The following is a 24668-nucleotide window of genomic DNA, read 5'->3' as shown; positions in this document are numbered from 1 at the left end:
CGAGTCCACCACCTAGTTGGGGGCATTGTTGCAGCAACGTCGCCGGGGCGCGAACCCTGGCGCGGCGACCACCACCGAGCCCCGACCCCGCACAACCAGCCTTCGCCAAATCACACCGCCAGCCCCGCCAGACCCTCATTCGCGCGCAAGGCGTGCTCCTACCCCGCCGTGCCACTGCAGACCCCATGGATCAAGGGCCGAATCATGGGTGACCCTTTCCTCTTGCGCGCTCGTTACTCGGGCCCTTGGGCTACCGCCATTTCCGCGGCTTACACCGGGAAGCCCCTTATTGACACGCGTCACGTGACACCGTACAAATGAGCCATGATCAAGACGTTCGCTGATCGGCGTACGCAGGAGTTGTACGCGACAGGGAAGTCGAAACAGATCCCGCCCGATGTGACGAAACGAGCCGTTCGGAAACTGGATTATCTGTCCATCGCCGAGCGACTTGAGGACTTGCGGGTACCCCCAGGAAATCGACTGCACAGCCTGGAAGGCGACCGCAAGGGCCAGTTTGCGATATCGGTGAACGACCAGTGGCGGATCTGTTTTCGCTTTGAGGATGGGGACGCCTACGATGTCGAAATCGCGGATTATCACTAGGAGGTATCAGTGATGACGATTCCCAACACGAGCGGCTTGAAGCGCCGCCCCACCCATCCGGGCGAAATGCTGCGGGAAGACTTCATGCCGGATTACACCCTCAGCACTGCCGAACTGGCACGAGCCTTGGGTGTGTCGCGACAGTCCATCAACGAACTGCTGCGCGAGCGCCGCGCGCTGAGCCCCGAGATGGCGCTTCGTCTGGCTCGGTTATTCGGGACGACGCCGGAGTACTGGCTGAACGCCCAGCGCGCGGTGGATCTCTGGGACGCCGCCCAAGCCATTCAGGACGACGTAGGCCGCATCCGACCACTCAGTGCTGCTTGACCGCTCTGTCCCTGTCTTCCGATAGCGACCCAGCACCCACGGGGTCCGGTCTTGCCTTTCACCCAAAGCCAGGCGCGCAGAGTAAGGGGCAAGATCTGACCGCGGCCCTCCGCGAGGCGCGCAAGCGTTACGGCCTCTATGTCCTGACGAGCGTCTCCCGGTATCGCTCCAGCAACATCACACCAGAGATTGGCCCACCGCTGCGAGTTGGTCAGGTCTTGCTATCGTCGTCCGGCTGGTTCCACGGGAGACGGCCCTCGATCTCCAGGTGCAGGGCAAACACGAGCAGTGTGCGGATGAGAATGATCAGGGCCAGCATGAGTACGTTTTCCATGGAGTACTCGATCGCCACGGTCATGATGATGTCGGCCGCGACCAGGAACTCCAGTCCGAGGATCAGGCCGCGCACGCTGCGGCGGCGATAATCGACGTAGGCCTCGTGTGTGCTCATCCGGCGCATGTTTACCAGCCAAACCACTGTTGCCAGCACGAATCCGCCTATGATCACGGCGATGCCGACTACTTCGAGCCCTAGGACCAGTGCGTTGGCGATCTGAAGGAAGACATCGGGCATGTCCGCATCCTTTGCTGGTCAGCGATTTGCGGCAAGTCTACTGCCGGCTGTTGGTCGTCGGCCAATGTTGACCCGCCAGGAGTCTGTCGGACCTGTGGGAAGAACGGGGCTGAAGCGCGCCTCTTCAGTGGTGTGGTTTCGATATGCGCGAAGGCATGTGTGGGGGTGCCCGCCAGGGTCGGACCACGGTAACCGCCTGACTCCCTGTCTTTTATGCCCAAAAAAACCGCCCAGTGGGATGCTTATTCGTGCAATTCCGGACGAAAAACGGCCGCGCCAGGGCGAGTACATCCAACTCAGCCCCGCTCTACATGCACGGTGATCTCCTCGCGGTCGTGATAGAGCTGTCGCGCCCGCATCCGGTGAGCGATTCGGGCATCCAGCAGGCGTTCCTCGATGTGGTCGAGGCAGTCGTATACGGTCTGCCAGCGCTGTTTCATCGGCAGCTTGAGATTAAAGATGGCCTCGCGGCACCAGCCGGCCTCCAGCCAGTCCGCCATGCGTGCGGCCACCTTTGATGGCTTGTCCACGATGTCGCAGACCAGCCAGGTGACCGACTTCGGTGGCACCCAGGAGAAGGCGTCCTCACGGTGGTGCTCCACCTGGGTGGTTGCCATCAACGGGGCATCCATCGGGCCATTATCTACTGCGTGCACGTACATACCGCGTCGCACCAGCTGCCAGGTCCAGCCACCCGGGGCTGCGCCGAGGTCCACGGCCTGCATGCCCTGCGCCAAGCGCGTGTCCCAGGCATCCCGCGGGATGAAGGTGTGCCAGGCCTCCTCCAGCTTCAGGGTTGACCGGCTGGGTGCCTCGCGTGGCGAGCGCAGGTGCAGGATGCCGCCCGGCCATTCGCTGCGCTCGCCGGGCCGGCTGAGGCCCAGTTGCACGCAGTCGCCGGAGCGCCAGAAGACATGCAGGCGCAGCCCGCCTGCCTGTGCCCGCAGCACCCCGCGCTTGCGCAGGACGGAGGCCAGCGGCCGCTCCACGGCCTTGATCAACCGGCGCAGGCCCTTCCCCTCGTTGGTATCCGGCATTTCGTGCCAGATGGAATCCACCGGGCAGCCGGCTGCAAACGCCTGTTCGATGACGGGCGTCAGCCGATCCGCGCGATCCAGGCCCTCGAGTGCCGGCAACGCCGGAAAGACCTGCCGCGCAAAGATCAATTCCTCGAACGGTAATGCGCGCGCCAGCGCCTCCACCGTGCAACCGGCCGGCTCGAAATGGACGTACCCGCTGCCTGGCTGCACCCGCGCAAAACCACCCAGCCCTGCGCGCGCTGCGCGGTCGGCCAGCTCGGCCGTCAGATCCGCCTCGAAGCCCGCGCGACAATACAGCAGCAGGCCGGAAAAGCCTGATCCGCTCGTTCCCATCCCAGAACCCCTCTCCCACACACAAAAAAGCCGCCGCACACCCGAATGGTGCACGGCGGCTGCGAGACTACCCGGCCCGCTCGCGCGGGCCAAGCCAAACGCCGATCAGCGATCCAGGCCAGGATCGCCCGCGACGTTCTTCAGCTTCGGCAGGTAGGGCTTGCCGGGGCTGATGGTGTCGCGATCGCGCAGATACCCGGCGACCACATCCCATACCGGATCGGTATCCAGCGGCTCGTGGACATTGGCCCAGCCGGCCACCACGTAGTTCTTGTCCGGGTCCAGCGGCTCACCGTTGATGTGCATGTCGCTGATACGGCTACCCATCGATTCGTGCGGATCGATGGTGTATTCGATGCCCGAGGTTCGCACCATGTCCCCGCCGCGGTGATGGTAGGGATTGGCATTGAAGATCGAGTTGGCCACGTCCTCCAGGGCATTCTTCAGCTGCGCACCGGTCATCTCGTTGCGCTGCGTCTCCGAATAGGTGGTCGCGGTCTGCGTCATCAACTCCTCGAAGGTGATGGGCGAACCCGGCAGGACGCTAATGCCCCAGCGGAAGCCGGGCGACAGAGCCACCTCGGCATCCATTTCCTTGATCATCGCATCCATGATGACCTCGTCGAAGGTACCGTTGAAGTTGCCGCGGCGGTAAAGAACACCGTCGGTTACGGCCAGTTCTTCATTCAGTTTGTCCTCATAGGGCTCGCGCACCGTGCGGATGTGCTCCTCCATCTCGGCATCCGCCTCGATCAGGTTGGAGAACACCGGCAGCAGGGTGAACTTGTAATCGCGGATACCGCTGTCGGTCACGTCGAGATCCATCACGCCCAGGAACTTGCCATTGGAACCGGCATTGGTGACCAGCGTGGTCTCGCCGCCGGCATTCTCGATTTCCATCGCGCCCGGCACCGCATCATGCGTGTGCCCGCCCATGATGATGTCCACATCGCGCAGGCGACGGGCCATCTCCATGTCGGTGACCATACCGTTGTGCGACAGGATCGCCACCACCTTGGCGCCCTTCTCGCGGCACTCGTCGATCATGCGCTGCATGTTCTCGTCGCGGATGCCGAAGCTCCAGTCCGGGAACATGTAGTCGGGGTTGGCCACGGATGTATAGGGAAACGCCTGGCCGATCACGGCGACCGGCACGCCATTCATCTCGCGGATGGTATAGGGCTCGAAGACCGGGTCGCCCCAGTCGCGATCCTCGATGTTCTGCGCCAGGAACTCGATGTTGTTGGGCTTGAAGTCGTTTTCGATGATCTCCATCACCCGCTCGTCGCCGAAGGTGAACTCCCAGTGGCCGACCATGATGTCCACGCCTAGTAGTTTCTGCGCATCGACCATGTCCTGCCCGTTCGTCCACAGCGACGTCGCGGAGCCCTGCCAGGTGTCGCCACCATCCAGCAGCAGGGAATTCGGGCGCTCCGCGCGCAGCTTCTGGATCAGCGTGGACAGATGGGAGAACCCACCCAGGCGACCGTATTTCTCGGCCGCATACTTGAAGTCCATATGGGTGACAGCATGTGCCAGCGGCGTGCCCGGCTGGATATCGAAATATTCCAGCATTTCCTTGCCGGCCAGCACCGGCGGCTTGCCCTGCATATCGCCCACGCCGATGTTCACGTCCGGCTCGCGGAAGTGCACCGGTTTCAGCTGCGCGTGGCAGTCGGTGTAGTGCAGCAGCGACACGTTGCCAAATTTCGGCAGGTCGTACATGTTCGCGTCGGCCGGCTTCCAGGACCCCTTCTCGCCTGCCCAGGCATTCATCGAGAAGCCGGCGGCACTGGCCGCGACCATGGCTTCGAGAAACTCTCTGCGCGTAAGACTCATATGGATCTCCTTGGTGGCTTGGTTTTATCCGGGACGCCAATCGCACCCCTTACCAAGCTCCCGACGCACGGCCACCGCGAATGTTCCCCGAACCGGATGGGGGAATGGGCACAACAACAGCGTATTTTCGCGTTATTTGATGGAGATCGGGAGAAAAAGACACCATTTCCTGAGTGTTGGAGACTTTCCATCTTTTTGCTATGCCTGTCACATTTCGCACCAGTGCAGACACAAAAAAACCTGCTACCCGGAGATAGCAGGCCAAGACGCGACATACACCGCCGGAAGCAACCGGCCCGCACCGCACGCTGGGGGATCGTGCATCCCTTGCTGGGCCGAGGATCGAATCCGACGATCTCAGGCTAGTCAGCCTTCCGGCGGTCTTTCTTGATCCAGATCAATATATACGGCGATCCCGTTGCTGCGCTTGCGCACTGCGGCTGGCAGGCGGCGGCCTCAGGCCCCGTACTTTCCCTGGGCCGCCAGCCCGTTATCCCGGGCGCGCTCGAACACCGTCTGCTGGGCCTTCTCGAAGTTGGCGGAAGGATCCTTGCCCCAAAGCTCCATCGCGGCCTGCTGCATGCCACGGCCATAGGAGAAGGACAGCGGCCACGGTGTCCCACCGATCTGGTTCATGGCGTCCAGGTGGTTGGTAGCATCGGCGTCGCTCTGCCCGCCCGAGAGGAACACCACCCCCGGCAGGATCGCCGGCACCGCGGATTCCAGGCAGCGCAGGGTCGCATGGGCGACGTCCTCGACACTGGCCTGCTCGGGGCAGTCCTTGCCCGGCAGCACCATGCTGGCCTTGAGGATGGTGCCCTCGAGCAGCACGTGATGCTCGTACAGCGCCCGGAACACGGCCCGCTGGGTCGCCTCGGTCACGCCGTAACAGGTCTCGATGTCGTGGTCGCCATCCATCAGGACCTCGGGCTCCACGATCGGCACGATCCCGTGCTCCTGGCACAGTGCGGCATACCGTGCCAGGGCATGCGCATTCGATTCGATGCAGGTATCAGTGGGCATGGTCTCGCCAATGGTGATGACCGCGCGCCATTTGGCAAACCGGGCCCCCATCCGCGCGTACTCCTCGAGCCGCTCGCGCAGTCCGTCCAGGCCCTCGGTCACCTTCTCGCCGGGGAAGCCGGCCAGATCCTTCGCGCCGGTATCGACCTTGATGCCAGGCAGGATGCCGGCCTCGTTCATCACGTCCACGAACGGCTTGCCGTCACGGGTGGACTGGCGGAGCGTCTCGTCATACAGGATCGCGCCCGAGATGTACTCCTTCAGCTTCGGCGTCGTCAGCAACAGCTCGCGGTACGTGCGGCGGTTCTCCTCGGTATTCTCGACACCGACCGCGCCCAGGCGCTTGCCGATCGTCCCGGTGGATTCATCAATGGCGATGATGCCCTTGCCGGGGGCCACCATCGCTTCGGCCGTCTCTACCAACTGATCGATCTTCATGCCTGCTCCTTGCATTTCTGCGTGGGACTGCCTTCGAAGAGTAGTCACCCTCCGCGGGTTCTTCCAACCCGACAGGGAAAACCCCACCACAGTTTCCGGAACAACACGAAAGGCCGTGTCCACGGCGCATGAAAACCGCTCAGGCGAACTCGCCCGCGGCGTGTCCGGAGGCCCAAGCCCACTGGAAGTTGTGGCCACCCAGGTGCCCGGTGACATCCACCACCTCGCCGATGAAGTAAAGGCCCGGGATCGTCCGGCACTCCATCGTCTTGGATGACAGCGCAGCGGTATCCACCCCGCCCAGGGTAACCTCCGCCGTACGATAGCCCTCGGTCCCCGCGGGCCACACCGTCCATGGCTGACAGACGGTTACCACCTGTTCGATATCCGCGTTACTCAAGTGCTCCAGTGCCCGGTTCTCCACCCACAGCTCGCACCAGCGCTGCGCAACCCGGCGCGTCAGCTGCTCGCCCAACACACTCTTGAGCTCCAGCTTCGGACGCTGCTCGCGCAGTTCGCGCAGGTGCGCCGCCAGATCCATGCCCGGGAACAGGTCGATCGCCACCGGATGACCCTCCTCCCAGTAGGACGACGCCTGCAACACCGCGGGACCGCTCAGCCCCCGATGCGTAAATAGCAGGTTCTCGCGAAACCCCACGCCCCCGGCCGTCGTCACCGTATCCAGCGCCACACCCGACAGCCCCTCCAACTCCTCCAGGGGCCGCCCGCTCAGGGTGAACGGGACCAGCGCAGGCCGCGTCGGCTGTACCGGAAGCTCCAGTGAGCGGGCCAGATCCAGGCCAAAGCCTGTGGCCCCCATGCGCGGAATGGAGTACCCCCCCGTGGCAATCACCAGCGACTCGCAGGCGATCGCTTCCTGCCCGGCCATCAGCCGGTGCGGCGCACCTGGCTCCACATCCGCCACCGGCGTATCCGTGCGCACCGTGACCCCGGCCGCGGCACACTCATCCAGCAGCATCTGCACGATGTCCTTCGAGGAGCGATCACAGAACAGCTGACCCAGCTTCTTTTCGTGGTAGGGAATGCCGTGCTTGTCCACCAGGGCGATGAAGTCCCACTGGCTGTAGCGGCTGAGCGCGGACTTCACGAAATGCGGGTTCGCGGAGATGAAATTCTCCGGCTCGCAATACATGTTGGTGAAGTTGCAGCGGCCGCCGCCCGACATCAGGATCTTCTTCCCGACCCGGTTGGCATGGTCCAGCACCAGCACCCGTCGCCCACGCCCGCCCGCGGTCAGGGCGCACATCAGCCCGGCCGCCCCGCCACCGATCACGACCACATCGAAATGCTTCGCCGCGTCACTCATGGCGCGCGCTGCGGCTCGAATCGGGAGTTATGCGTAGTCCCTGGCACAATCAGCGCACCCACTCCTTGCGCACCACCAGGGTCTGCGCGATCAGGTCATGCAAGGCCTGTCGCCGCTTGGTAAAGGCCACCATGATGTAGCCGATCATCAGGATCAGCCCGGACAGGATGGTCGCGAAATGCCGCCCGGTCGCGCGCAGGAACGAGATCCGCTCACCCTGGAAGTCCACCACTCGCAGGCCAAACACCATCTTGCCCAGCGTCGCCTGGTACTGGGAGCTGTGCATGCCGGCCCAGTACAGCCAGGCCACCACGACATTCACCAGAAACCAGGCCGCCTCCCCCGGCGGAACGGGGTCATCCGGCCCGCGCGCGGCCAGTGTCTCCGGGCTGATCAACGCCTGCGCCACGATCTGCGGCACACCGATAATCACCGCATCCAGCAGATAGGCCCCCACGCGCACCCAGAAGCCACCGTAGGCCGCACGCGCCTCGGGCGGGCCGTCGTGAGCACCGGCTCCGGCCCCCAGCGGCGCACCACACTGAATGCAGAACCGCGCCTCTGGCGGGTTCTGCTTGCCACACTGTCCACAATCCATGATGTCTCGCTCTCCCTTGTGTTGTGCGCTCTCGCCAGGACCGACCGCCTACAGTAACGGCTCGACGGGAAGGATCCGGGTCATGCCGGACACAAACCGCCGCCACAGCCCCGCCTTGGGCTCCTGACGGTAGGCATTTCCAGAACCGTCCCGCCATACCAGACCACCGGATGCATCCCGCTCCACCCGGTAGGCCACCTGCGGCCGAACCCCCCGTTGATGCAGTGCGGCCAGCCGTTCCACCAAAACCGGCTCGGACAGGAACACACCGGACTCGCTGTTCGTATGCGCCGAGCGCGGGTCCAGGTTGAACGAGCCGACAAAGGCCTCCTCGCGGTCGAATACCAGCAACTTGGAATGCAGGCTGGCCTGCGAGGGCTCGATCCCGCGATCGCGCTCCAGGCGCGCCCAGCGCGGCGGCCCGGTCGGGCGCAGCTCGAACAGCTCGACCCGTGCATCCAGCAACGCATGTCGCCGTCGCGCATAGCCGGCATGGGTAAAGGCGACATCGTTCGCCGCCAGCGAGTTCGTCAGCACCTGTACACGCACCCCCGACTCGCTCATCCGCGACAGCTGGGCCGTCCCGTCACGCCCCGGCACAAAGTACGGCGAGACGATCAGCAGTTCCTGCTCCACACCCAGCAGCCGCTCACCCAGGGCGTCCGCGACTCGCGAGCCATCGCCTCGTGCACGCGCCTTGGCCTCGTCATCGACCACGAACTCCGCGCGCGTCGTCCACACATATGCCGCCGGATCGGCAATCGGCTGCGGCACCGGCTGCCCATTCAGGGGTTCCATCTGCATCAGGGGGTGGGTGTGATTCTGTGCCAGCCAGGCCCGCAGGGACCCTTGCTGCAGGGCCAGGCGCTCCGGCGAACCGGCCTCTCGCGCAACGCGCTCGACCTCGATGGCGCCCGGACTGTTCCAGAAATCCACGAACGACCGGTCGATCTCCCTGACCAGCGGCCCCACCACCACCAGATCCAGATCCGCAAAATTGTAATCCGGGCTCGCCTCGAAGTACTCGTCCCCGACATTGCGCCCGCCCGTAATCGCCAGGCGCCCGTCCACCACCCAGGCCTTGTTGTGCATCCGGTGATTCAGGTCGCTACCACGAAAAAAGAACTCGGCACTGGCCCGCAGCAGACCCTCGCGCGTACGGAACGGATTGAAGATCCGAACCTCAACGTTCGGATGCTGCGCAATCGCGGCCAACGTCGCGTCGCGCCCGCGCGCGTCGACGTCATCCAGCAGCAAGGAGACCCGCACGCCACGATCGGCCGCCCCGAGCAATTCGCCCATCAGCACCCGGCCGGCCGCATCGTCGCGCCAGATATAGGCCTGCACCTGGATCCGCTCGCGCGCCATGCGCACGCTCATCACCCGCCAGCGAAAGGCCTCGGCCCCCTCGTCCAGCAGTCGGAATCCCGTCTTCCCCCGCTCGCGGGCCGGCTCGAACCCTTCCAGCCACTCCGCCAGCGGCCCCTCTGAGGCGGGGGGCTCCAACGCTTGCCATCCGCGCTCCGGCGCCGGCTGCAACGGCGCACAACCCGCCGCGAGTGCGAGAAACAGCACGGCCAGAAGCCAGGAAAACCGATACGGATCACGCATGAACAAGCAATCGCCCGACGCGATGCCCCCTTTATCGAATAGCACGCCCGGTGCCAGCCTGACGCCACGTACGCGCCCTGTCGATCCGGGACATCCGCCGACCGCCCGGGCATAAAAAAAGCGAGCCGGGCGGACCCTGACTCGCTTCTTCACAATCTGGTAGGCGCGATTGGACTCGAACCAACGACCCCCACCATGTCAAGGTGGTGCTCTAACCAGCTGAGCTACGCGCCTGTCGTCTTCGAGCCGCGTATTCTACCGACTCCCCGCCCCCTGTCAAAGCATCCGTTAACGCATTTTGCGTGCCGCGTTAACGGGATCGGCCCACGGCACCCTGAACGCGCAACGCTGCATTGACCGTTGATCGCGCTCTTGCCGATCGCCGCGGTTTCCCGGCGCGCGCCCTCCAGGGTGTGGACGAGCGGTTCCAGTCTCGAGACCCAACCGGCCTCAGCCCCGTTGCACCGCCTTTTCATAGAGTCCTGGAAAGCGCCCTTCGGGATCAAATTCGCGCTTGAGGGCCTCGTAGGCTGGACGGTCGTAGTTCTGCCAGAAGGTGGCTTCGTCGTAGGTGCTGCGCGAGTACAGGCTTTTCTTGCCGCCGTGTTTCGCGACCAGTGCCTCGACCCGAGCGTTGTAATAACCATCGGGCTCGCTGGAGCGGACCATGTCCCAGAAGCCGAAGTTGATGTACGCGGTATCGGTACGCAGCTGGAACAACGAGAACCCGGCGTCGGGCACGACAAATGGGCAGATCCACACCGGACGGATACCGATTTCGGCCTCGAAATCGGCCAGAAACGCCGCGGCGTTGGCGATCGGGATGTCGACGTCCTGGATCACCGACTCGCTGCGCGGACGAACCGCATGGAGCAGGCTCAACGGCCAGCGGCGGCTGGCGCGCATGATCTTCTGGTAGGTCACGCTCGACAGGCGCTTGCGCCCGAGAAGGAGCCGCACCGGCTTGAGATGGGCGCCGACATTCCTGCTGCACCAGAACCAGTCGGTGTCCCAGCGCCAGAGGTAGTCGTGGATGCTCAGATAGTCCTCGCGCCGCTCGCGCAGGCTCTGCCAGTACTGGCGCATCCAGGTGTAGTCACTGGCCTCGGTGTCCGCCGGCGATGATTCCACGCAGTGCGCGCGGGTCAGCACGAAATCGCCGGGGCCGAAGTACACGCCATCGAGAAACGCGCAGGTCGGGTGCGCGCATTCCTCGGCGATCGCGGCGAACAGTTCTTCGGCGTCGCGGAAGCGGGTGTGCTCGAGCCGCACATAAGGCTGCACCCGAATCAGCCGCAGCCGGACCCGGGTGGCGTAACCGAGGCTGCCGTAGGAGTTCGGAAAGCCGTAGAACAGTTCCGGGCGCTGCTCGCGCGAGCAGGTCAACACGCGGCCATCGGCGACCATGACGTCGAGCTCGTCCACCGTGTCGTGCACCAGGCCGTAGCGGAACGCACCCGACTCGATGCCGATCCCGGTGGTCGCACCGCCGACCGTGATGCTCTTGAGCTCCGGCACGATGGCCGGTGCCAGGCCGTACGGCAGGGTTGCGTCGACCACGTCGGCATAGGTCGTCATGCCCTCGACCTCGGCAACGCCGGCCTCGGGGTCGATCTCGATCACGTGGTTGAGCGAAGCCACGTCGATCTCGGTCCGCCGGGCCTCCTGGCGCGGCCTGAACAGGTTGCTGGTGGACTTTCTCAGGCGCACCGGTCCGTCCGACCCGGCCAGCGCTGCGGCCATCGCCGCCACACGATTGCGGTGGACGGCCCAGGCGGCGCTGCTCATCGGACCGACTCGTAACGCGGCAGATCCCCGTGGCTGAGCACGAGCTGCCAGAGGTTCAGCTGGCGCGCACGGAAGGCGCCGGCACAGCTCAACAGGTAATAGCGCCACATCCGGTAGAAGCGCTCATCCAGGCCTTCGCTTTGTTTCAGATCCGGCCAGGCGGCGACGAAATTGTCGTCCCAGGCCATCAGGGTGCGGTCATAGTCCGGGCCGAAGTTGTGCCAGTCCTCGAGCACGAACAGGCCCTCCTTGGCCCGAGTGAGCTGCGCCGCGGATGGAATCACGCCACCGGGGAAGATGTATCTGGCGATCCAGCGGTCGGTGCTGCTACGGCTGACGTTGCCCCCGATGGTGTGCAGCAGCATCAGGCCACCGGGCTTCAGGCGGGAGCGCGCGAGTTCGAAGAACGCGCGAAAGTTCTTCGGGCCGACGTGCTCCATCAACCCGATGCTCACGACACGATCGTACTGCCGGGATTCGTTGGCCGCCTCGCGGTAGTCCTGCTGCCGGATATCGACCGGAAGGCCCTCGCAGAGCCCTCTCGCGTACTCCACCTGCTGGCTGCTGATGTTGTAGCTGTCCACCTCGCATCCGTGCTCGGAGGCCAGATACCGGGCCAGTTCGCCGAACCCGCCGCCCAGCTCGAGCACACGCATACCCGGCTCCAGGTGCAGCTTGCGCGCGATCAGCTCCAGCTTCGCGCGTTGTGCCGCGTCCAGGGTCGCCTCGGTCCCGTCCGGGCCGTAATAGGCGCAGGTGTACTGCATGGTCGGCCCGAGCATGACCTCGTAGAGACGGTTCGAGAGGTTGTAATGCTGCTCCGCGACCCGCCGCGAGCGCCGGCGACTCTGCTCGTTAGCGAGCCAGCTCAGCAGCACCCGGCCGAGCACCACCGGGCTGCGCACCTCGCGGTCCAAACGTGCCCCGAGCAACCGGAAGAACAGCTCGTCGAGCCGCTTGGTGTCCCACCAGCTTTCCATATAGGCCTCGCCGGCACCGAGCGACCCCGCGGCCAGAATCCGTCGATACAGCCGCTCGTCGTGGACCTGGACATCCCAGGGCCGCTCGCCCCCGACCTCGACGTCAGCGCTACGCAACAGCTGCGTGACTTGTTGTCTTGCTGACATGTTCGTGCTCCTTGCAGAAATCGGATGGCCGGCTTGCGGCACCGGCCTGAGCGCGGGGCCTGCCACTCGAGAAGCGCAAGACCATGGCCCCATGCAAAACCCAGGCTACTGTGGATAGCACGTCACTGCGAGGGTTTGTCAGTGCCACGTGCCCTCGCCACTGCAACGACCCTATCATTCAGGTTTCCAGCCAGTGAATTCGAGGACGCCCTGCCGACGGCCAACCGGATGACGCGAACAACCTTTCCTGCTTGGCCACTCGGCCGGTCGGCACAATCTCCAAACCGAGAGATTCAATCGATTAATCAAGTGGGGCAGATACGGTTTCGGCATCAAGCCCCGAACGGCGTTCATCCGATGGGTGTTGTCGCTTTCCAGAGGGCCGGCCGGAGTCTTCTGAGCGACGGGATTGGCCTGCGTAGCCGCGTCGATTTCCCGGATCCAAAACCAACCGCTGCCTCGATATGGTGATGGTCAAAACTTCGCCCGCACCCGGGACACTTCGAGACGACAAGGTCCGCTCAGCAGGCAAAGTCAAAAGGATGCAATGGCGGCTGCGCCGGATAGCTCCACGCGGCCTTGCCCTGGCTCCACTGCCAGGCGGCCAGGGCCGCGGCACAGGCCGCCACCGAGTGGTCGCTGGCGTCCTCAAGGTCCTGCGCACCAGCCAGTCCCTTCGCTTCAAGCCAGGCGAGCAGTATCTGCCGCGCCGCCGGATCCTTCTTCATGGCCCTCAAGGCGGCGACAGGGGCCGCTCGCAGGGCCATGGCCACGGTTGGATGCACCTCCACCACTCGCGCATCCGGGCGTTCCATACAGAGCATCCGACTAACGGCCACACCCCGCAGCGTCAGATAGGCCATGCGTGGCGCCGATGGGGCCATTACGGTCCCTGCCGGGAGCTCCAGCCCTACAGCCAGATGGCGCAAGGCCTGATCCGACTCGCGGCTGCCGCCGATGGCGGAATACGACAGTGGTGCGTCCAGCCCCACAATCGCGCCGGCTGGCACCTGGTCCAGAATCGCCGGGTCGTTCGCTCCCGCAAGTAGCTCCGTCAGTTGGAGTCCCCTGCCCTGTTCGCGGAAGACCGCAACGGACGTGTACTGCGCGCTCCCCGGCCCGGAAAGGTCGACACCGACAATCCATCCCCTCAAGTCCTGTCTCCCGTTGAGTGCGCGCACAATGGAGGCGGCTATGGCTTGTTCACGTCAGCAACCGAGGGGCGTGCAACGGCAATGCAGGAGGCCCGGCCGCCGTGCCGAGAAAGCACCGTGAACTCTTCCAGTTCGAGCCCCGCGGAACGGATGTGCGCACGGAAATCCGCCTCGTAGGTAACCCGACCAAAGTCGATGGTCGTGACGCGCCTGAGCATTGGCTTGAGCCGTTCCAGCCAGCGCGCCGGTCGTTGCTGGATGGTCTGGGTGAAATAGATCCGCCCGTCCGGCTTGAGCATCCTGGAACAATGGGTGAGTGCACGTTCCGGCTCGGGAAGCAGCATGAAGCTCGCGGAGAAATAGACCGCGTCGTATGGCCCACCCTGGTGGTCATAAACGGACTCCTGGCTCAGTTCCACCCTGTCTTGCAGGCCGGAATCACGGACCCGGTGCCGGGCCCGTGCGATATAGTCCGCGTCAACATCGATCCCGACCACGTGCAGCCACTTGTCACGAATGGCGTCGGCATTGGCCAGAAGGGCACCGGCCGTCCCGACACCGACATCCAGCACCACCGCGTCCTTGAGCAGGCGCTGAAAGACCTCGGCATACCAGGGCGTGGTGAGCCTGAGAACAAAGCGATCGTAAAGGGCGCTGCGCATCACTTCCCCTTGAGTTGGTCCGTGGCCGAAGAGTCAGGCGAAGCGTGGATGCCCCCCGGCGTAGGTACTAAAAACCGGCGTGCGGCCGCACACCGAATCGCCATGCCAAACCGACACCTCAAACTGGCATCTTGTTTGCACATCCCTCCATCAGAGGGGATGCAGCGCCATTTTTCCGTCATGCACAGATGGAATCGCCCCTCGAGGACGTGACGGCAAACACCCTGCCAAGGAGGGTCACAAAATGATCAATCTGTTCCTAACCCGACGCCAACTGTTTATTTTGGTGGTGGGCACCCCGCTGGCCACCATCCTGCTTTTTGTTCTGGGCGTCTATTCAGGCGCCGCGATCGGCGCCCCGGGGCCCGTCGCCGCCGAACCGGACGAATCGGCTAGCCAACACACCAACCCGCCTCTGGAAATCGAACATCGCTCTCCTTCGATCCTGCACACGGCGGTGCCCTTGTCCATCCAGGACAGCGAGACCGTTGCGGAACCCGCGCCCCGCCCTTTCTCACGCGCTAGCCACTCGGTCCGAATTGAAAGGGAAGCCCGCGAGACACCCCCGGAAGCGACCCTCGCAACCAAGCACGCCCCGGCGGAGGACAACCCCGCGCAGCACCACTTGTACTCTATCCAGGCTGGCGTATTCGCGGAACTGGCGAACGCCCGGAAACTTGATCAGACACTGAAGGGCCAGGGTCTTTCCAGCCGTCTGGAGGTGGTCGACGGCCCGGAAGGGTCTTCCGAGCGCTACCGGGTTCGCATCGGGCTATTCGCCACCCGCACCGCCGCGATGGCCACCCTCGAGGCACACGATCGGGACGCACTCCCAGGAGCCTTCATCGTGGCGCGGCCGCTGAACCGTTCCTGACCCGCCCCACAGAACAGACCTGCACACAACGCATCCGGCGGGACGGTGCGGCCCCGACACCGCGCTTCGATCACGAAGGGCTTCAGGCCGTGCGCGGAAGGCGACGCAGGTAACGCTCCTGGTCGGGGCTCTCGATCGCGCCGGGACGCGCCGCACGAACCTCCCGGATGGCATCGTCTGGCGAGTATCCGCGTTCGATGAGGGTCACAGCGGCAATGGTGCCCGCACGGCCCTGACCGCCCCCGCAGTGGAACACCACGCGCTCGCCGGCCCGCAACCGCTGGTGGACCTGCGGCCCGACATCCTGCCAGCCCTCTTCCCAGGGCCGATCGGGGGCGGCCATGTCGCCGATCGGAAGATGCAGCCAGCGCACCCCTGCCGCCTGAACGCTCTTCCCGAGATCCGGGACACCCAGATCAGTTAGCTCGGACCCCTGATTCAGGGTCACGAGTACGTTCGCACCCCAGTCCCACAGCGCCGCCAGATCCGCCTCCACGTCCTGCGCCGCGCAACTCGTTCCATCCGGCCGCTTGCCGGGGCAGCGAGTCATGCCAATCGCCCCGCCCTCGGGCAGATGAATGACCCCGATGTCGAGCGAAGGGGTCTGGCCGGCCTTGGGGAATGTCATGGCGTGCTCCTGCCGTGGGGGTCGAAATGGTGCATCTAAAGATAGGGACCAATCAGGTGCGTGATCCACCCCGCCAGGCGTCGCCGCAGCGGCCGGTTCTCCCAGTCCTCGATGGTCAGGCGCTCGGCATCGGCCTTGTCCACCTCGATCAGTTCGCGGATCTCGCGGGCGAAGCCTTCGTCCCAGATGTTCAGGTTGGCCTCGTCGTTCAGGCGAAACGACCGGTTGTGCAGATTCGCGGAGCCGATACTCGCCCAGCGGTCGTCGATCGCCATCAGCTTGGAGTGGTACATGCGCGAATGATACTCGTACAGTTCCACCCCGGATTCGAGCATCGGCCGCCAGCGATTGACCGATGCATGACGGAAGAAACCGAAGTTCATGCTGTCGCCCGGGACCAGCACGCGAATACGGACGCCCCGGTTGGCCGCCTCCTCCAGTACCTCCAGGAACCGCGGATCGGGATAGAAATAGGCCGTGCCGATCGTGATGTGCTCTTCCGCCGCGGCAATGGCATGCAGAAACATCAAGCGCACCCGGTGACGCCCCTCGCGCGGGGCACTGTTAACCATCTGGGCATCGCGATCCCCCATTTCGGACAGCTCGGGGAAATACGCCTTGCCGGTGGGCATCCGCCCCGTGGCATCCAGCCAGGTCTCCAGGAACACCGCCTGCAGATGGCCAACCACCGGGCCCTGGATGCGGAAGTGATTGTCGCGATAGCCATCGCGGTCGTCACCGTCAACCCAGGGATCGGCCACGTTGGCCCCCCCGATGAAACCGGTATGACCGTCCACCACCAATAGCTTGCGGTGCGTGCGGTGATTGAAGCGCGACAACTGGTACCAGGACGGCTCGCGCCAGCGCACCAGCTCCACCCCGGCCTCTTCCATGCGTTCGAACATCTCCGGGTCCGCATTGCGCGAACCAATGAAATCCAGCATGGCATGCACCCGAACCCCGCGTTCCGCCGCACGCGCCAGGGCCTCGGAGAAGAGGGCCGCCTGCTCGCCCCAGTACTCGTATACCTCGAAGGTGACCGAATGCTCGGCGTTTTCGATCGCCTCGATCTTGGCCGCGTAGATGGCCTCGCCGTCCTGTAACAGGTCAATGCGGTTGCCGCTCACGATCGGCTGCTGCAGGAGCAGGCCCATGTCCCGCCGGAACTGCTCCGACGAAGTCCCGTACTCCAGCGCCAGCGGCTCTTTCAGCCGGTCCGGTTTCGGCAACGCATTGAACAGCACCACATTCCCCAGCGCAAAGATCAGGGCAATCAGCACCATCGGGAGCAGGACGTAGCGCATGGGGTCTCCAGGCGGGCAGCGGATATATGAGGGGTTTGCCGCAGTGTACACAGCCGATTACAACAAACTGGGGAGCAGTTCGTCAGAGGCCTGGATCCCGCGACCGCGTCCCAGCGTAATGGGTTGGCGATCCCTGCGGTCATTGTGGGGCGGATTCCATATACTGTATATATCGACAGTACATGGAAATCGAAGCCCATACCCCCACCCGCAAGCATCCTGTCGCCCCCCCGGCTTATGCCGAACTGACGACGCTCAGCAACTTCTCGTTCCTGCGCGGGGCTTCGCACCCGGAGGAACTGGTCGAACGGACGCAGGCGCTGGGCTACCGCGCGCTGGCGCTGACTGATATCGCCTCGCTGGCTGGTGTAGTACGAGCACACTCGGCAGCAAAGGAATGTGGGTTGCACCTGATCCTGGGGGCGACCTTCCGGCTTGCCGATGGCCCCACTCTGACCCTGCTAGTGCGCAATGCCACGGGGTATTCCGCCCTGTGCCGATTGATCACCCGGGCCCGCGGCGCGGCGGACAAGGGACACTACCACCTGACGCGCGCCGACCTGGATGCCCTGCCCGCCGAGAGCCGCACCGGCTGGCACAGCCTGCTGCGGGTCGACGCCGACAGCCCAGGGGCGGCGCTCGCCGCAGCGGCCCACTGGCTGTCCGGATGGGCCGCCCCAGGTCAGGGCCACCTGGCCGTGAGCCAGTTGCGTACCCCCGAAGATGCCACTCTGACGGCACGCGCCCGGGCGCTGGGAGCCGCCACTGGACTCCCGATCGTCGCCTGCGGCGACGTGCACATGCACCGGCGCGGCCGGCGCGCCCTGCAGGACGTGCTGACCGCCCTGCGCCTGCGTACGACGGTCGCGGAGGCGGCGCAGGAACGCTTCCCCAATGGGGAACGCTGCCTACGCCCGCGGGCCGAACTGGCCGCGCTGTATCCCGCCGCCTGGCTTGAGGCCAGTGTGGCCATCGCGCGGGACTGCGACTTCTCGCTGGACGCGGTCACCTACCGCTACCCCACCGACCCGTTGCCGAAGACCATGACCCCGGCCGCCTACCTGCGCGAGGAGACCCTCAAGGGCGCGCTCAAGCGCTGGCCCGATGGCATCCCGGCCCCCGTGCGCGAACAGATCGAACGCGAACTGGGCATCATCCACGAGCTGGGCTACGAGCCCTACTTCCTGACCGTCTACGACATCGTGTGCTTTGCCCGTGGCCGCGGGATCCTGTGCCAGGGGCGCGGCTCGGCCGCGAACTCGGCGGTTTGTTACGCACTCGGCATCACCGCGGTCGATCCCTCGCGCTCCAGCATGCTGTTCGAGCGCTTCATCTCCGCCGAGCGAGGCGAGCCGCCGGATATCGACGTCGACTTCGAGCACGAACGCCGCGAGGAGGTGATCCAGTACATCTACCGGCGCTACGGCCGCGAACGCGCCGCGCTGGCCTGCACGGTGATCCGCTACCGCCGCCGCAGCGCCCTGCGCGACGTCGGCCGGGCGCTGGGCATCTCGCGTGCACGGCTGGATGCGCTGACCGCCAATCTCGCCTGGTGGGACGACGGCATCCCCGCCGAGCGCCTGCACGAGGTCGGGCTGGCCCCGGACGGCGCCCTGGCCCGCCAGTGGCAGACGCTGACCGCCGAGCTGCTCGGCTTCCCGCGCCACCTGTCGCAGCACACCGGCGGCTTCGTGATCGCCGACGGCCGGCTGGACGAGTTGGTCCCCATCGAGAACGCGGCCATGCCGGAGCGCTCGGTGATCCAGTGGGACAAGGACGATCTTGATGCGGTGGGCCTGCTGAAGATCGACGTGCTGGCGCTGGGGATGCTTTCCTGCGTGCGCCGCGCACTGGAGCTGATGGCGCATCACCGGGGCCGCGACTGGGGCCTGGCCGACATCCCCGCCGAGGACCCGGCGGTCTATCGCATGCTGCAGAAGGCCGACACCCTGGGCGTATTCCAGATCGAGTCGCGCGCGCAGATGAGCATGCTGCCGCGCCTGAAGCCCGCAAACTTCTACGACCTGGTGATCGAGATCGCCATCGTGCGCCCCGGCCCCATCCAGGGCGAGATGGTGCACCCGTATCTCAAGCGCCGCGCCCACCCGGAACGGGTGCGCTACCCAAATAGCGAGGTGAAACGCGTGCTCGGCCGAACGCTGGGCGTGCCGATCTTCCAGGAGCAGGTGATCGAGTTGGCGATGGTCGCGGCCGGTTTCTCCGCCGGCGAGGCGGACGGGCTGCGCCGCGCGATCGGCGCCTGGCGCCGCACCGGCCAGCTCGCGCGCTACCGCGAGCGCCTGATGGACGGCATGCGTGAACGGGGGTATCCGGAGAAATTCGCCGAGCAGCTGTACAAGCAGATTCTCGGTTTTGGCGAATACGGATTTCCCGAGTCGCACTCGGCGAGCTTTGCGCTGATCACCTATGTCTCGTCCTGGTTCAAGTGCCACGAGCCCGCGATCTTCGCCTGCGCCCTGCTGAACAGCCAGCCGATGGGCTTCTACGCCCCGGCGCAGATCGTCGCCGACGCCCGCCGCCACGGCGTGGAGGTCCGCCCGGTGGACGTGCGTTATAGCGACTGGGAGTGCACGGTGGAACCGCTGGCCGGGAGCGACGCGCTGGCCCTGCGCCTGGGTCTGAACCGCATCGGCGGACTGGCGCGCGACATCGCCGAGCGCGTGGTCACCGCCCGCGTTGAACGGGCCTTCGCGGACGTCCCGGACCTGGTGGCCCGTGCCGCCCTCACCCGCGCCCAGGCCAATCGCCTCGCGCGCGCCGACGCGCTGAAGGGCCTGGCCGGCAACCGCCACCAGGCGCGCTGGGCCACCGAGGCGGTGGAGGCGCCCCTGCCGCTGTTCGCCGAGGGGCCGGGCGAGACCGTGCGCGAGGCCGACGTGACCCCGTTGCTGCCCCGCCCGGATGCGGTGGACGACCTGGTGCAGGACTACGCCACCCAGGGCCTGAGCCTGGGCCCGCACCCGCTGGCGCTGATGCGCCCGTTCCTGGAACAGCACCGCCTGGCCACCGCCGCCAGGCTACTCGAACAACCCGGCTACAGTGGCGCCCGCTACGCCGGGCTTGTGATCACCCGCCAGCGCCCCGGCTCGGCCAACGGCACGGTATTCCTGACCCTGGAAGACGAGACCGGTACGTTGAACCTGATCGTATGGCCGGATCGGGTGGAGCGCTTTCGCGCCGAGGTCCTGCACGGCCGCCTGCTGGAGGCCCACGGCGAGTGGCAGTACAGCGAGGGCGTCGGCCACCTGATCGTGCAGCGCCTGATCGACCGCAGCACCTGGCTCGGCGAACTCGCCACCCACTCCCGCGACTTCGGCTGAACCGGGGATGGGCTGGCTACGAATTCCCGGAGGCTTTGCGCACGGCGCACGCCATCGCCTTGCAAAATACTTCCAGGTCATTCAAATGGTCGGTCAGAATCAGACGAATCTTTGCCGGATCGACGCTCTGATATCCGTGAACCAGGATGTTACGAAACCCTGCCATTGCCGCCAGGACTTCTGCCAAATCCGATTCAATAACATCGTCCCGAGCGAGGAGAAAGAACAACTGCCGGTTACTCTCCGGCTCCCCCAGCCGTCGTGCCGAAACCCAGTGCGAGGCAGCATCCAGAGCGGCCTGAATGGCCAACTGCAGAGTATGTTCGACGAATCGTCGTTCCCTGACATCACTCTCCAGGTGCTCCGGGCGGGCCAACTCCTTTAACTCGCGCACACAGGTCTCGATAAAAGCCAGTTTCTTCTGCAGGAGAGCGCGATCCATCATGCGTTTCCTGCCTGGCGATACTCCTCCAAGTACGGAAGAAGATCGAAATACCGGTTACGGGCATCGACTTCGAAGGCAATCCTGCGCGACGCGTCGGATTCGAACACGACAATGCCATCCCGCAGCACCCGGTGGATCAGGTCTGCGCCTACCTTGTGAAGATCGATCAAGTCGACCGTGCACCCGGTCGCGTCTTCGAGATCCATCTGCAGGAGCGCAAGTGGATTAAGGAGACCGTCAGCCACGGGTTCGACCATCAGCACTGCGAGATCAATGTCACTCCCCACCCGTGCTTCTCCACGGCTGTGACTACCGAACAGGTAGGCACAAACCACCCCCGAGTCGGCCGAGAGGCGTTCACCCAGAACGCGGGCGATTATGGGGCTTTCGATTCGAGAGGCCATTTCCGGATTCTCCGGCGCACATCGCGTGTTTGCAAGACACGCTCCAGTCGTCTCCGGGTAGCGTCAAACGCGACCGGCGAGGTGGCCGATGCGCTGGCTGAGTTTTTCCCAGGCGCCCTCCAGGGCGGCCAGCGGGTCGCGACGGCGCAGGGCACGGCGGGAATGGATCCACTGGCCGGTCGACCCTGCCGGCTCGGTGTCGTGTGCGGCCTCGATAATCCGCGAGACCACGGCGAACTGGTTGTACTCCTCCAGCACCCGGCGCCGGGCCTCGAGGATGTGTGGCAGGCGCTGTTCATACTCGTTGTCGCGGATGGCGCGGCGAATGCGTTCCGCCGTCCCCTCCACGTCTTCGATATCAATCGCGATGAAGCTCTCCGGCGGAAAATAGTCCGCCGCATTGGGCGCACCGTAGTAAAACGGGAGCGTCGCGCCGAGAAAGGCGTCCGCCAGCTTCTCGGTCCAGTGGTGCGCGCCAACGTAATTTTCCACCGCCAGATGGTACCGGTACGCGTCCAGGCACTCGGCCTTGTCGTCCAGGGGCTGCACGCCCTTGCCGAAGATCTCCAGTTCCGGCAGTTGCGCCTTGAGCGCCCACGTAAAGTCGTAGCGACGCCGGTGCAGCGTGTGACGCTGGCGCTTGGCCGAGCACATGGTGGCGATCTCGCGGGACTTTTCCAGCGGCGGCTTCGCGTGCATCTCGTTGTACGGCCGCTCGCCCTCTCTGCCGAAACCGTAGTACCAGAGCATCCCCTGCTGGGAATGGATGCGCCGCCGGTGCTTGAGCGCCCATTCCGGATGCGAGGTCAGCACGCGGCCAAACTGGCGAGTGAAACGCCGCCCGTAGGACTTGATGGACGGCGGCTCCATGGTCACCAGGAGCGTCCGCTCGGCCCCACAGGTCAGCTGCTCGCTGTAGTGCCGGTTGCGCCCGGTGTTGGAAGGAAATTCGTCGTAGACCACCAGCCAGTCGTAGTCCGTTACCGCGGGGTCGAAAACAAACTCGCAGCGCCCCCAGCGCGCCTCGCCGTCCGGCAACTGGTGGCGCCAGATACCCTCGCGCATGGTCGAGAGAAACTTGACCCGAATCGGACGCGAGGTGGGCTCGGTCACGGCCGATCCCCGCCGCGTTCCAGGAACTCGGCATAGGCCCCGGAGAGCCCCTCTTCAAGTTCGATTCGGGCCTTCCATCCCAGCGCCGCGAGTCGCGAGACATCCAGCAGCTTGCGCGGCGTCCCGTCCGGCCGCGAGGTGTCAAAACGCAGTTCGCCGGCAAAGCCGACCACCCGGGCCACCAGCCGCGCCAGGTCAGCAATCGCAAGATCCTCGCCGGTGCCGACGTTGATATGGCTCAGCATCGGTTGCGTGTGTTCTGCGTAGGTCACGTGATCGAGGTTCATCACGTGTACACAGGCCGCCGCCATGTCATCCACGTGGAGGAACTCCCGGCGCGGGGTGCCACTCCCCCAGACGGTCACATGCCCGGCTCCGGCCCGCTTCGCCTCGTGAAAGCGCCGGATCAGCCCGGGAATCACGTGGCTGTTCTCCGGGTGATAGTTGTCACCCGGGCCGTAGAGGTTGGTCGGCATCACCGAGCGGTAATCCGTTCCGTACTGCCGGTTGTAGCTCTCGCACAGCTTGATGCCGGCGATCTTGGCAATCGCGTAGGGCTCGTTGGTCGGCTCCAGCGGCCCGGTCAGCAGGGCCTCCTCTGGGATCGGCTGCGGCGCCTCGCGCGGATAGATGCAGCTGGACCCGAGAAAGAGCAGCCGCCGCACGCCCGCGATATGTGCGCCATGGATCATGTTCGTCTGGATCGCGAGGTTGTCGCGGATGAACTCGGCCGGATAGGTGTTGTTGGCATGGATGCCCCCGACCTTCGCCGCCGCCAGATAGACCTGATCCGGGCGCTCCACGCGCATGAAGGCCTCGACCGCCGCCTGATCGGTCAGGTCCAGCTCCGCATGGCTGCGGGTCAGTAGGTCCACCCCCGGCCAGTCCTCGAGCTGGCGACAGACCGCGCTGCCCACCATCCCGCGGTGTCCGGCGACGAAGACGCGTTGCGAATTACTCATGGCGGCTCAGGGTCCGGTAGCCGTGGTCGCGCACCAGCTCGTCCCGCTCGGCGCTCCTGAGGTCCTCGCGCACCATCTCGGCCACCAGTTCGTCAAAGCGAATGCGCGGTTCCCAGCCCAGCTCGCGCTTGGCCTTGCTGGCATCCCCCAACAGGGTCTCGACCTCGGTGGGACGAAAATAGCGCGGGTCCACCGACACGATGCAGCGGCCCTTTTCGTCGAATCCCTGTTCGTCCACGCCCTCGCCGCGCCATTCGATACTCATGCCCAGTTCGCGCGCCGCGGCATCCACGAAGTCGCGCACGCTGTGTTGTTCGCCGGTGGCGATCACGTAGTCGTCCGGGGTTTCCTGCTGCAGCATCAGCCACTGCATCTCGACGTAGTCACGGGCATGTCCCCAGTCCCGTTTGGCATCCAGGTTGCCCAGATAGAGCCGTTCCTGCAGCCCCAGCTTGATGCGGGCCAGGGCGCGCGTAATCTTGCGGGTGACGAAGGTTTCGCCGCGCACCGGCGATTCGTGGTTGAACAGGATGCCGTTGCAGGCATACATCCCGTAGGCCTCGCGGTAATTCACCACGATCCAGTAGGCATACAGCTTGGCCACCGCATACGGGCTGCGCGGATAGAACGGGGTGGTCTCGTCCTGCGGGGTGGCCTGAACCTTCCCGTAGAGCTCCGAGGTGCTGGCCTGATAGAAGCGCGTGGTCTGCTCCATACCGAGGATGCGGATCGCCTCCAGCACGCGGAGCGTGCCCAGGGCATCGGAGTTGGCGGTGTACTCCGGCTCCTCAAACGAGACCGCGACATGCGACTGCGCGGCGAGATTGTAGATCTCGTCCGGCTGCACCTGCTGAATGATGCGGATCAGGCAGGTCGAATCAGTCAAGTCGCCATGATGCAGGATGAACCGGCGATCACTCTCGTGCGGATCCTGATACAGGTGGTCGATACGATCGGTATTAAACAGAGAGGAGCGGCGCTTGATGCCGTGCACCTCGTAGCCCTTGTCCAGCAAAAACTCGGCCAGGTAGGCCCCGTCCTGCCCGGTAATCCCGGTGATCAATGCCACTTTGGCCATGCCAACTCCTGCTCGCAGGCCACGCCCCGTCCGCGCGCCGCCCAAAAGGGCGGATCATAGCACTCCCGGAAC

General features: G+C 65.0%; 22 protein-coding genes and 1 tRNA gene. 4 read left to right on the top strand and 19 right to left on the bottom strand.

Annotation, left to right across the window (positions count from 1 at the left end):
- Nucleotides 1-324: 324 nt before the first annotated feature.
- Together F816_RS0100450 and F816_RS0100445 are read left to right on the top strand one after the other, a co-directional pair.
- Nucleotides 325-606: a type II toxin-antitoxin system RelE/ParE family toxin gene (locus tag F816_RS0100450; RefSeq protein WP_019593068.1), complete on the top strand. Its 282-nt coding sequence runs from the start codon at nucleotides 325-327 to the stop codon at nucleotides 604-606.
- A gap of 12 nt (nucleotides 607-618) precedes the next feature.
- Entirely contained in the window at nucleotides 619-933 is a 315-nt protein-coding gene (locus F816_RS0100445) for a HigA family addiction module antitoxin (RefSeq protein ID WP_019593067.1), read from the top strand.
- A 211-nt stretch (nucleotides 934-1144) separates the two neighbouring features.
- Here the strand turns inward: F816_RS0100445 and F816_RS0100440 are convergent, their stop codons facing one another.
- The 12 genes from F816_RS0100440 to F816_RS0100385 all read right to left on the bottom strand — a co-directional run bounded on the left by F816_RS0100440 (nucleotide 1145) and on the right by F816_RS0100385 (nucleotide 14447).
- Entirely contained in the window at nucleotides 1145-1507 is a 363-nt protein-coding gene (locus F816_RS0100440; RefSeq protein WP_019593066.1) for a DUF1622 domain-containing protein, read from the bottom strand.
- Between the two features lie 296 nt (nucleotides 1508-1803).
- The gene (gene rlmM, locus F816_RS0100435) at nucleotides 1804-2880 is read right to left on the bottom strand and encodes a 23S rRNA (cytidine(2498)-2'-O)-methyltransferase RlmM (protein WP_019593065.1); all 1077 of its coding nucleotides are present in this window, start codon (nucleotides 2878-2880) and stop codon (nucleotides 1804-1806) included.
- A 105-nt stretch (nucleotides 2881-2985) separates the two neighbouring features.
- Nucleotides 2986-4719, bottom strand: a complete 1734-nt coding sequence (gene soxB / locus F816_RS0100430; protein WP_019593064.1) for a thiosulfohydrolase SoxB — start codon at nucleotides 4717-4719, stop codon at nucleotides 2986-2988.
- A 456-nt stretch (nucleotides 4720-5175) separates the two neighbouring features.
- The gene (locus tag F816_RS0100425) at nucleotides 5176-6180 is read right to left on the bottom strand and encodes a class I fructose-bisphosphate aldolase (RefSeq protein WP_019593063.1); all 1005 of its coding nucleotides are present in this window, start codon (nucleotides 6178-6180) and stop codon (nucleotides 5176-5178) included.
- Between the two features lie 139 nt (nucleotides 6181-6319).
- Nucleotides 6320-7507 carry an NAD(P)/FAD-dependent oxidoreductase gene (locus F816_RS0100420; protein ID WP_019593062.1) on the bottom strand — a complete coding sequence of 396 codons (1188 nt, stop codon included), beginning with the start codon at nucleotides 7505-7507 and terminating at the stop codon, nucleotides 6320-6322.
- A 49-nt stretch (nucleotides 7508-7556) separates the two neighbouring features.
- Nucleotides 7557-8105: an RDD family protein gene (locus tag F816_RS0100415; RefSeq protein WP_019593061.1), complete on the bottom strand. Its 549-nt coding sequence runs from the start codon at nucleotides 8103-8105 to the stop codon at nucleotides 7557-7559.
- A 48-nt stretch (nucleotides 8106-8153) separates the two neighbouring features.
- The gene (locus F816_RS0100410; RefSeq protein WP_019593060.1) at nucleotides 8154-9716 is read right to left on the bottom strand and encodes a phospholipase D family protein; all 1563 of its coding nucleotides are present in this window, start codon (nucleotides 9714-9716) and stop codon (nucleotides 8154-8156) included.
- 157 nt (nucleotides 9717-9873) lie between these two features.
- Nucleotides 9874-9950 (bottom strand) — tRNA-Val (locus F816_RS0100405).
- A 216-nt stretch (nucleotides 9951-10166) separates the two neighbouring features.
- The gene (locus tag F816_RS0100400; RefSeq protein WP_019593059.1) at nucleotides 10167-11504 is read right to left on the bottom strand and encodes an FAD-binding oxidoreductase; all 1338 of its coding nucleotides are present in this window, start codon (nucleotides 11502-11504) and stop codon (nucleotides 10167-10169) included.
- The gene (gene cfa, locus F816_RS0100395) at nucleotides 11501-12631 is read right to left on the bottom strand and encodes a cyclopropane fatty acyl phospholipid synthase (protein ID WP_038085135.1); all 1131 of its coding nucleotides are present in this window, start codon (nucleotides 12629-12631) and stop codon (nucleotides 11501-11503) included. Before cfa ends, F816_RS0100400 begins: the two co-directional genes overlap by 4 nt.
- Before the next feature lie 521 nt (nucleotides 12632-13152).
- The gene (locus F816_RS0100390; RefSeq protein ID WP_019593057.1) at nucleotides 13153-13785 is read right to left on the bottom strand and encodes a DUF429 domain-containing protein; all 633 of its coding nucleotides are present in this window, start codon (nucleotides 13783-13785) and stop codon (nucleotides 13153-13155) included.
- Nucleotides 13786-13823: 38 nt separating this feature from the next.
- Nucleotides 13824-14447, bottom strand: coding sequence for a class I SAM-dependent methyltransferase (locus tag F816_RS0100385; RefSeq protein WP_019593056.1), 624 nt, complete (start codon nucleotides 14445-14447; stop codon nucleotides 13824-13826).
- Between the two features lie 244 nt (nucleotides 14448-14691).
- Between F816_RS0100385 and F816_RS0100380 the strand changes: the two genes are divergently transcribed.
- Nucleotides 14692-15321: an SPOR domain-containing protein gene (locus tag F816_RS0100380; protein WP_019593055.1), complete on the top strand. Its 630-nt coding sequence runs from the start codon at nucleotides 14692-14694 to the stop codon at nucleotides 15319-15321.
- Between the two features lie 82 nt (nucleotides 15322-15403).
- Here F816_RS0100380 and F816_RS0100375 read toward each other — a convergent pair whose 3' ends face one another.
- Nucleotides 15404-15949 (bottom strand): cyclin-dependent kinase inhibitor 3 family protein, encoded by a 546-nt coding sequence (locus F816_RS0100375; protein ID WP_019593054.1) that lies wholly within the window; start codon nucleotides 15947-15949, stop codon nucleotides 15404-15406.
- Between the two features lie 35 nt (nucleotides 15950-15984).
- The gene (locus F816_RS0100370) at nucleotides 15985-17253 is read right to left on the bottom strand and encodes a phosphatidylserine/phosphatidylglycerophosphate/cardiolipin synthase family protein (protein WP_019593053.1); all 1269 of its coding nucleotides are present in this window, start codon (nucleotides 17251-17253) and stop codon (nucleotides 15985-15987) included.
- Between the two features lie 182 nt (nucleotides 17254-17435).
- Here F816_RS0100370 and F816_RS0100365 point away from each other — a divergent pair, with 182 nt between their 5' ends.
- The gene (locus F816_RS0100365) at nucleotides 17436-20594 is read left to right on the top strand and encodes an error-prone DNA polymerase (RefSeq protein ID WP_019593052.1); all 3159 of its coding nucleotides are present in this window, start codon (nucleotides 17436-17438) and stop codon (nucleotides 20592-20594) included.
- Between the two features lie 16 nt (nucleotides 20595-20610).
- On the opposite strand, the gene F816_RS0100360 is transcribed toward F816_RS0100365, so the two are convergent.
- The 5 genes from F816_RS0100360 to gmd all read right to left on the bottom strand — a co-directional run bounded on the left by F816_RS0100360 (nucleotide 20611) and on the right by gmd (nucleotide 24596).
- Nucleotides 20611-21036: a HepT-like ribonuclease domain-containing protein gene (locus F816_RS0100360; RefSeq protein ID WP_019593051.1), complete on the bottom strand. Its 426-nt coding sequence runs from the start codon at nucleotides 21034-21036 to the stop codon at nucleotides 20611-20613.
- On the bottom strand, nucleotides 21036-21443 hold the full coding sequence (locus F816_RS0100355) for a nucleotidyltransferase domain-containing protein (RefSeq protein ID WP_019593050.1): 408 nt from the start codon (nucleotides 21441-21443) through the stop codon (nucleotides 21036-21038). The genes F816_RS0100360 and F816_RS0100355 overlap by 1 nt, the downstream gene beginning before the upstream one ends.
- Nucleotides 21444-21506: 63 nt before the next feature.
- Nucleotides 21507-22556 carry a glycosyltransferase family 10 domain-containing protein gene (locus tag F816_RS0100350; RefSeq protein ID WP_019593049.1) on the bottom strand — a complete coding sequence of 350 codons (1050 nt, stop codon included), beginning with the start codon at nucleotides 22554-22556 and terminating at the stop codon, nucleotides 21507-21509.
- The gene (locus tag F816_RS0100345; protein ID WP_019593048.1) at nucleotides 22553-23518 is read right to left on the bottom strand and encodes a GDP-L-fucose synthase; all 966 of its coding nucleotides are present in this window, start codon (nucleotides 23516-23518) and stop codon (nucleotides 22553-22555) included. Before F816_RS0100345 ends, F816_RS0100350 begins: the two co-directional genes overlap by 4 nt.
- The gene (gene gmd, locus F816_RS0100340; RefSeq protein WP_019568325.1) at nucleotides 23511-24596 is read right to left on the bottom strand and encodes a GDP-mannose 4,6-dehydratase; all 1086 of its coding nucleotides are present in this window, start codon (nucleotides 24594-24596) and stop codon (nucleotides 23511-23513) included. Before gmd ends, F816_RS0100345 begins: the two co-directional genes overlap by 8 nt.
- Between the last annotated feature and the right edge of the window lie 72 nt (nucleotides 24597-24668).

The sequence above is a fragment of the Thioalkalivibrio sp. ALM2T genome (assembly GCF_000381505.1).
Taxonomy (GTDB): Bacteria; Pseudomonadota; Gammaproteobacteria; order Ectothiorhodospirales; family Ectothiorhodospiraceae; genus Thioalkalivibrio; species Thioalkalivibrio versutus.
This window is presented reverse-complemented; position numbering and strand designations above follow the sequence as displayed.

Excerpts from the sequence above, each read along its gene's own strand:
- F816_RS0100415 (WP_019593061.1), bottom strand. The coding sequence starts at position 8,105 with ATGGATTGTGGACAGTGTGGCAAGCAGAACCCGCCAGAGGCGCGGTTC.
- F816_RS0100450 (WP_019593068.1), top strand. The coding sequence starts at position 325 with ATGATCAAGACGTTCGCTGATCGGCGTACGCAGGAGTTGTACGCGACA.
- F816_RS0100380 (WP_019593055.1), top strand. The coding sequence starts at position 14,692 with ATGATCAATCTGTTCCTAACCCGACGCCAACTGTTTATTTTGGTGGTG.
- F816_RS0100360 (WP_019593051.1), bottom strand. The coding sequence starts at position 21,036 with ATGGATCGCGCTCTCCTGCAGAAGAAACTGGCTTTTATCGAGACCTGT.
- F816_RS0100375 (WP_019593054.1), bottom strand. The coding sequence starts at position 15,949 with ATGACATTCCCCAAGGCCGGCCAGACCCCTTCGCTCGACATCGGGGTC.
- F816_RS0100425 (WP_019593063.1), bottom strand. The coding sequence starts at position 6,180 with ATGAAGATCGATCAGTTGGTAGAGACGGCCGAAGCGATGGTGGCCCCC.
- F816_RS0100440 (WP_019593066.1), bottom strand. The coding sequence starts at position 1,507 with ATGCCCGATGTCTTCCTTCAGATCGCCAACGCACTGGTCCTAGGGCTC.
- rlmM (WP_019593065.1), bottom strand. The coding sequence starts at position 2,880 with ATGGGAACGAGCGGATCAGGCTTTTCCGGCCTGCTGCTGTATTGTCGC.
- F816_RS0100385 (WP_019593056.1), bottom strand. The coding sequence starts at position 14,447 with ATGCGCAGCGCCCTTTACGATCGCTTTGTTCTCAGGCTCACCACGCCC.
- F816_RS0100355 (WP_019593050.1), bottom strand. The coding sequence starts at position 21,443 with ATGGCCTCTCGAATCGAAAGCCCCATAATCGCCCGCGTTCTGGGTGAA.
- soxB (WP_019593064.1), bottom strand. The coding sequence starts at position 4,719 with ATGAGTCTTACGCGCAGAGAGTTTCTCGAAGCCATGGTCGCGGCCAGT.
- F816_RS0100345 (WP_019593048.1), bottom strand. The coding sequence starts at position 23,518 with ATGAGTAATTCGCAACGCGTCTTCGTCGCCGGACACCGCGGGATGGTG.
- F816_RS0100445 (WP_019593067.1), top strand. The coding sequence starts at position 619 with ATGACGATTCCCAACACGAGCGGCTTGAAGCGCCGCCCCACCCATCCG.
- F816_RS0100400 (WP_019593059.1), bottom strand. The coding sequence starts at position 11,504 with ATGAGCAGCGCCGCCTGGGCCGTCCACCGCAATCGTGTGGCGGCGATG.
- F816_RS0100365 (WP_019593052.1), top strand. The coding sequence starts at position 17,436 with ATGGAAATCGAAGCCCATACCCCCACCCGCAAGCATCCTGTCGCCCCC.
- F816_RS0100370 (WP_019593053.1), bottom strand. The coding sequence starts at position 17,253 with ATGCGCTACGTCCTGCTCCCGATGGTGCTGATTGCCCTGATCTTTGCG.
- F816_RS0100420 (WP_019593062.1), bottom strand. The coding sequence starts at position 7,507 with ATGAGTGACGCGGCGAAGCATTTCGATGTGGTCGTGATCGGTGGCGGG.
- F816_RS0100410 (WP_019593060.1), bottom strand. The coding sequence starts at position 9,716 with ATGCGTGATCCGTATCGGTTTTCCTGGCTTCTGGCCGTGCTGTTTCTC.
- gmd (WP_019568325.1), bottom strand. The coding sequence starts at position 24,596 with ATGGCCAAAGTGGCATTGATCACCGGGATTACCGGGCAGGACGGGGCC.
- cfa (WP_038085135.1), bottom strand. The coding sequence starts at position 12,631 with ATGTCAGCAAGACAACAAGTCACGCAGCTGTTGCGTAGCGCTGACGTC.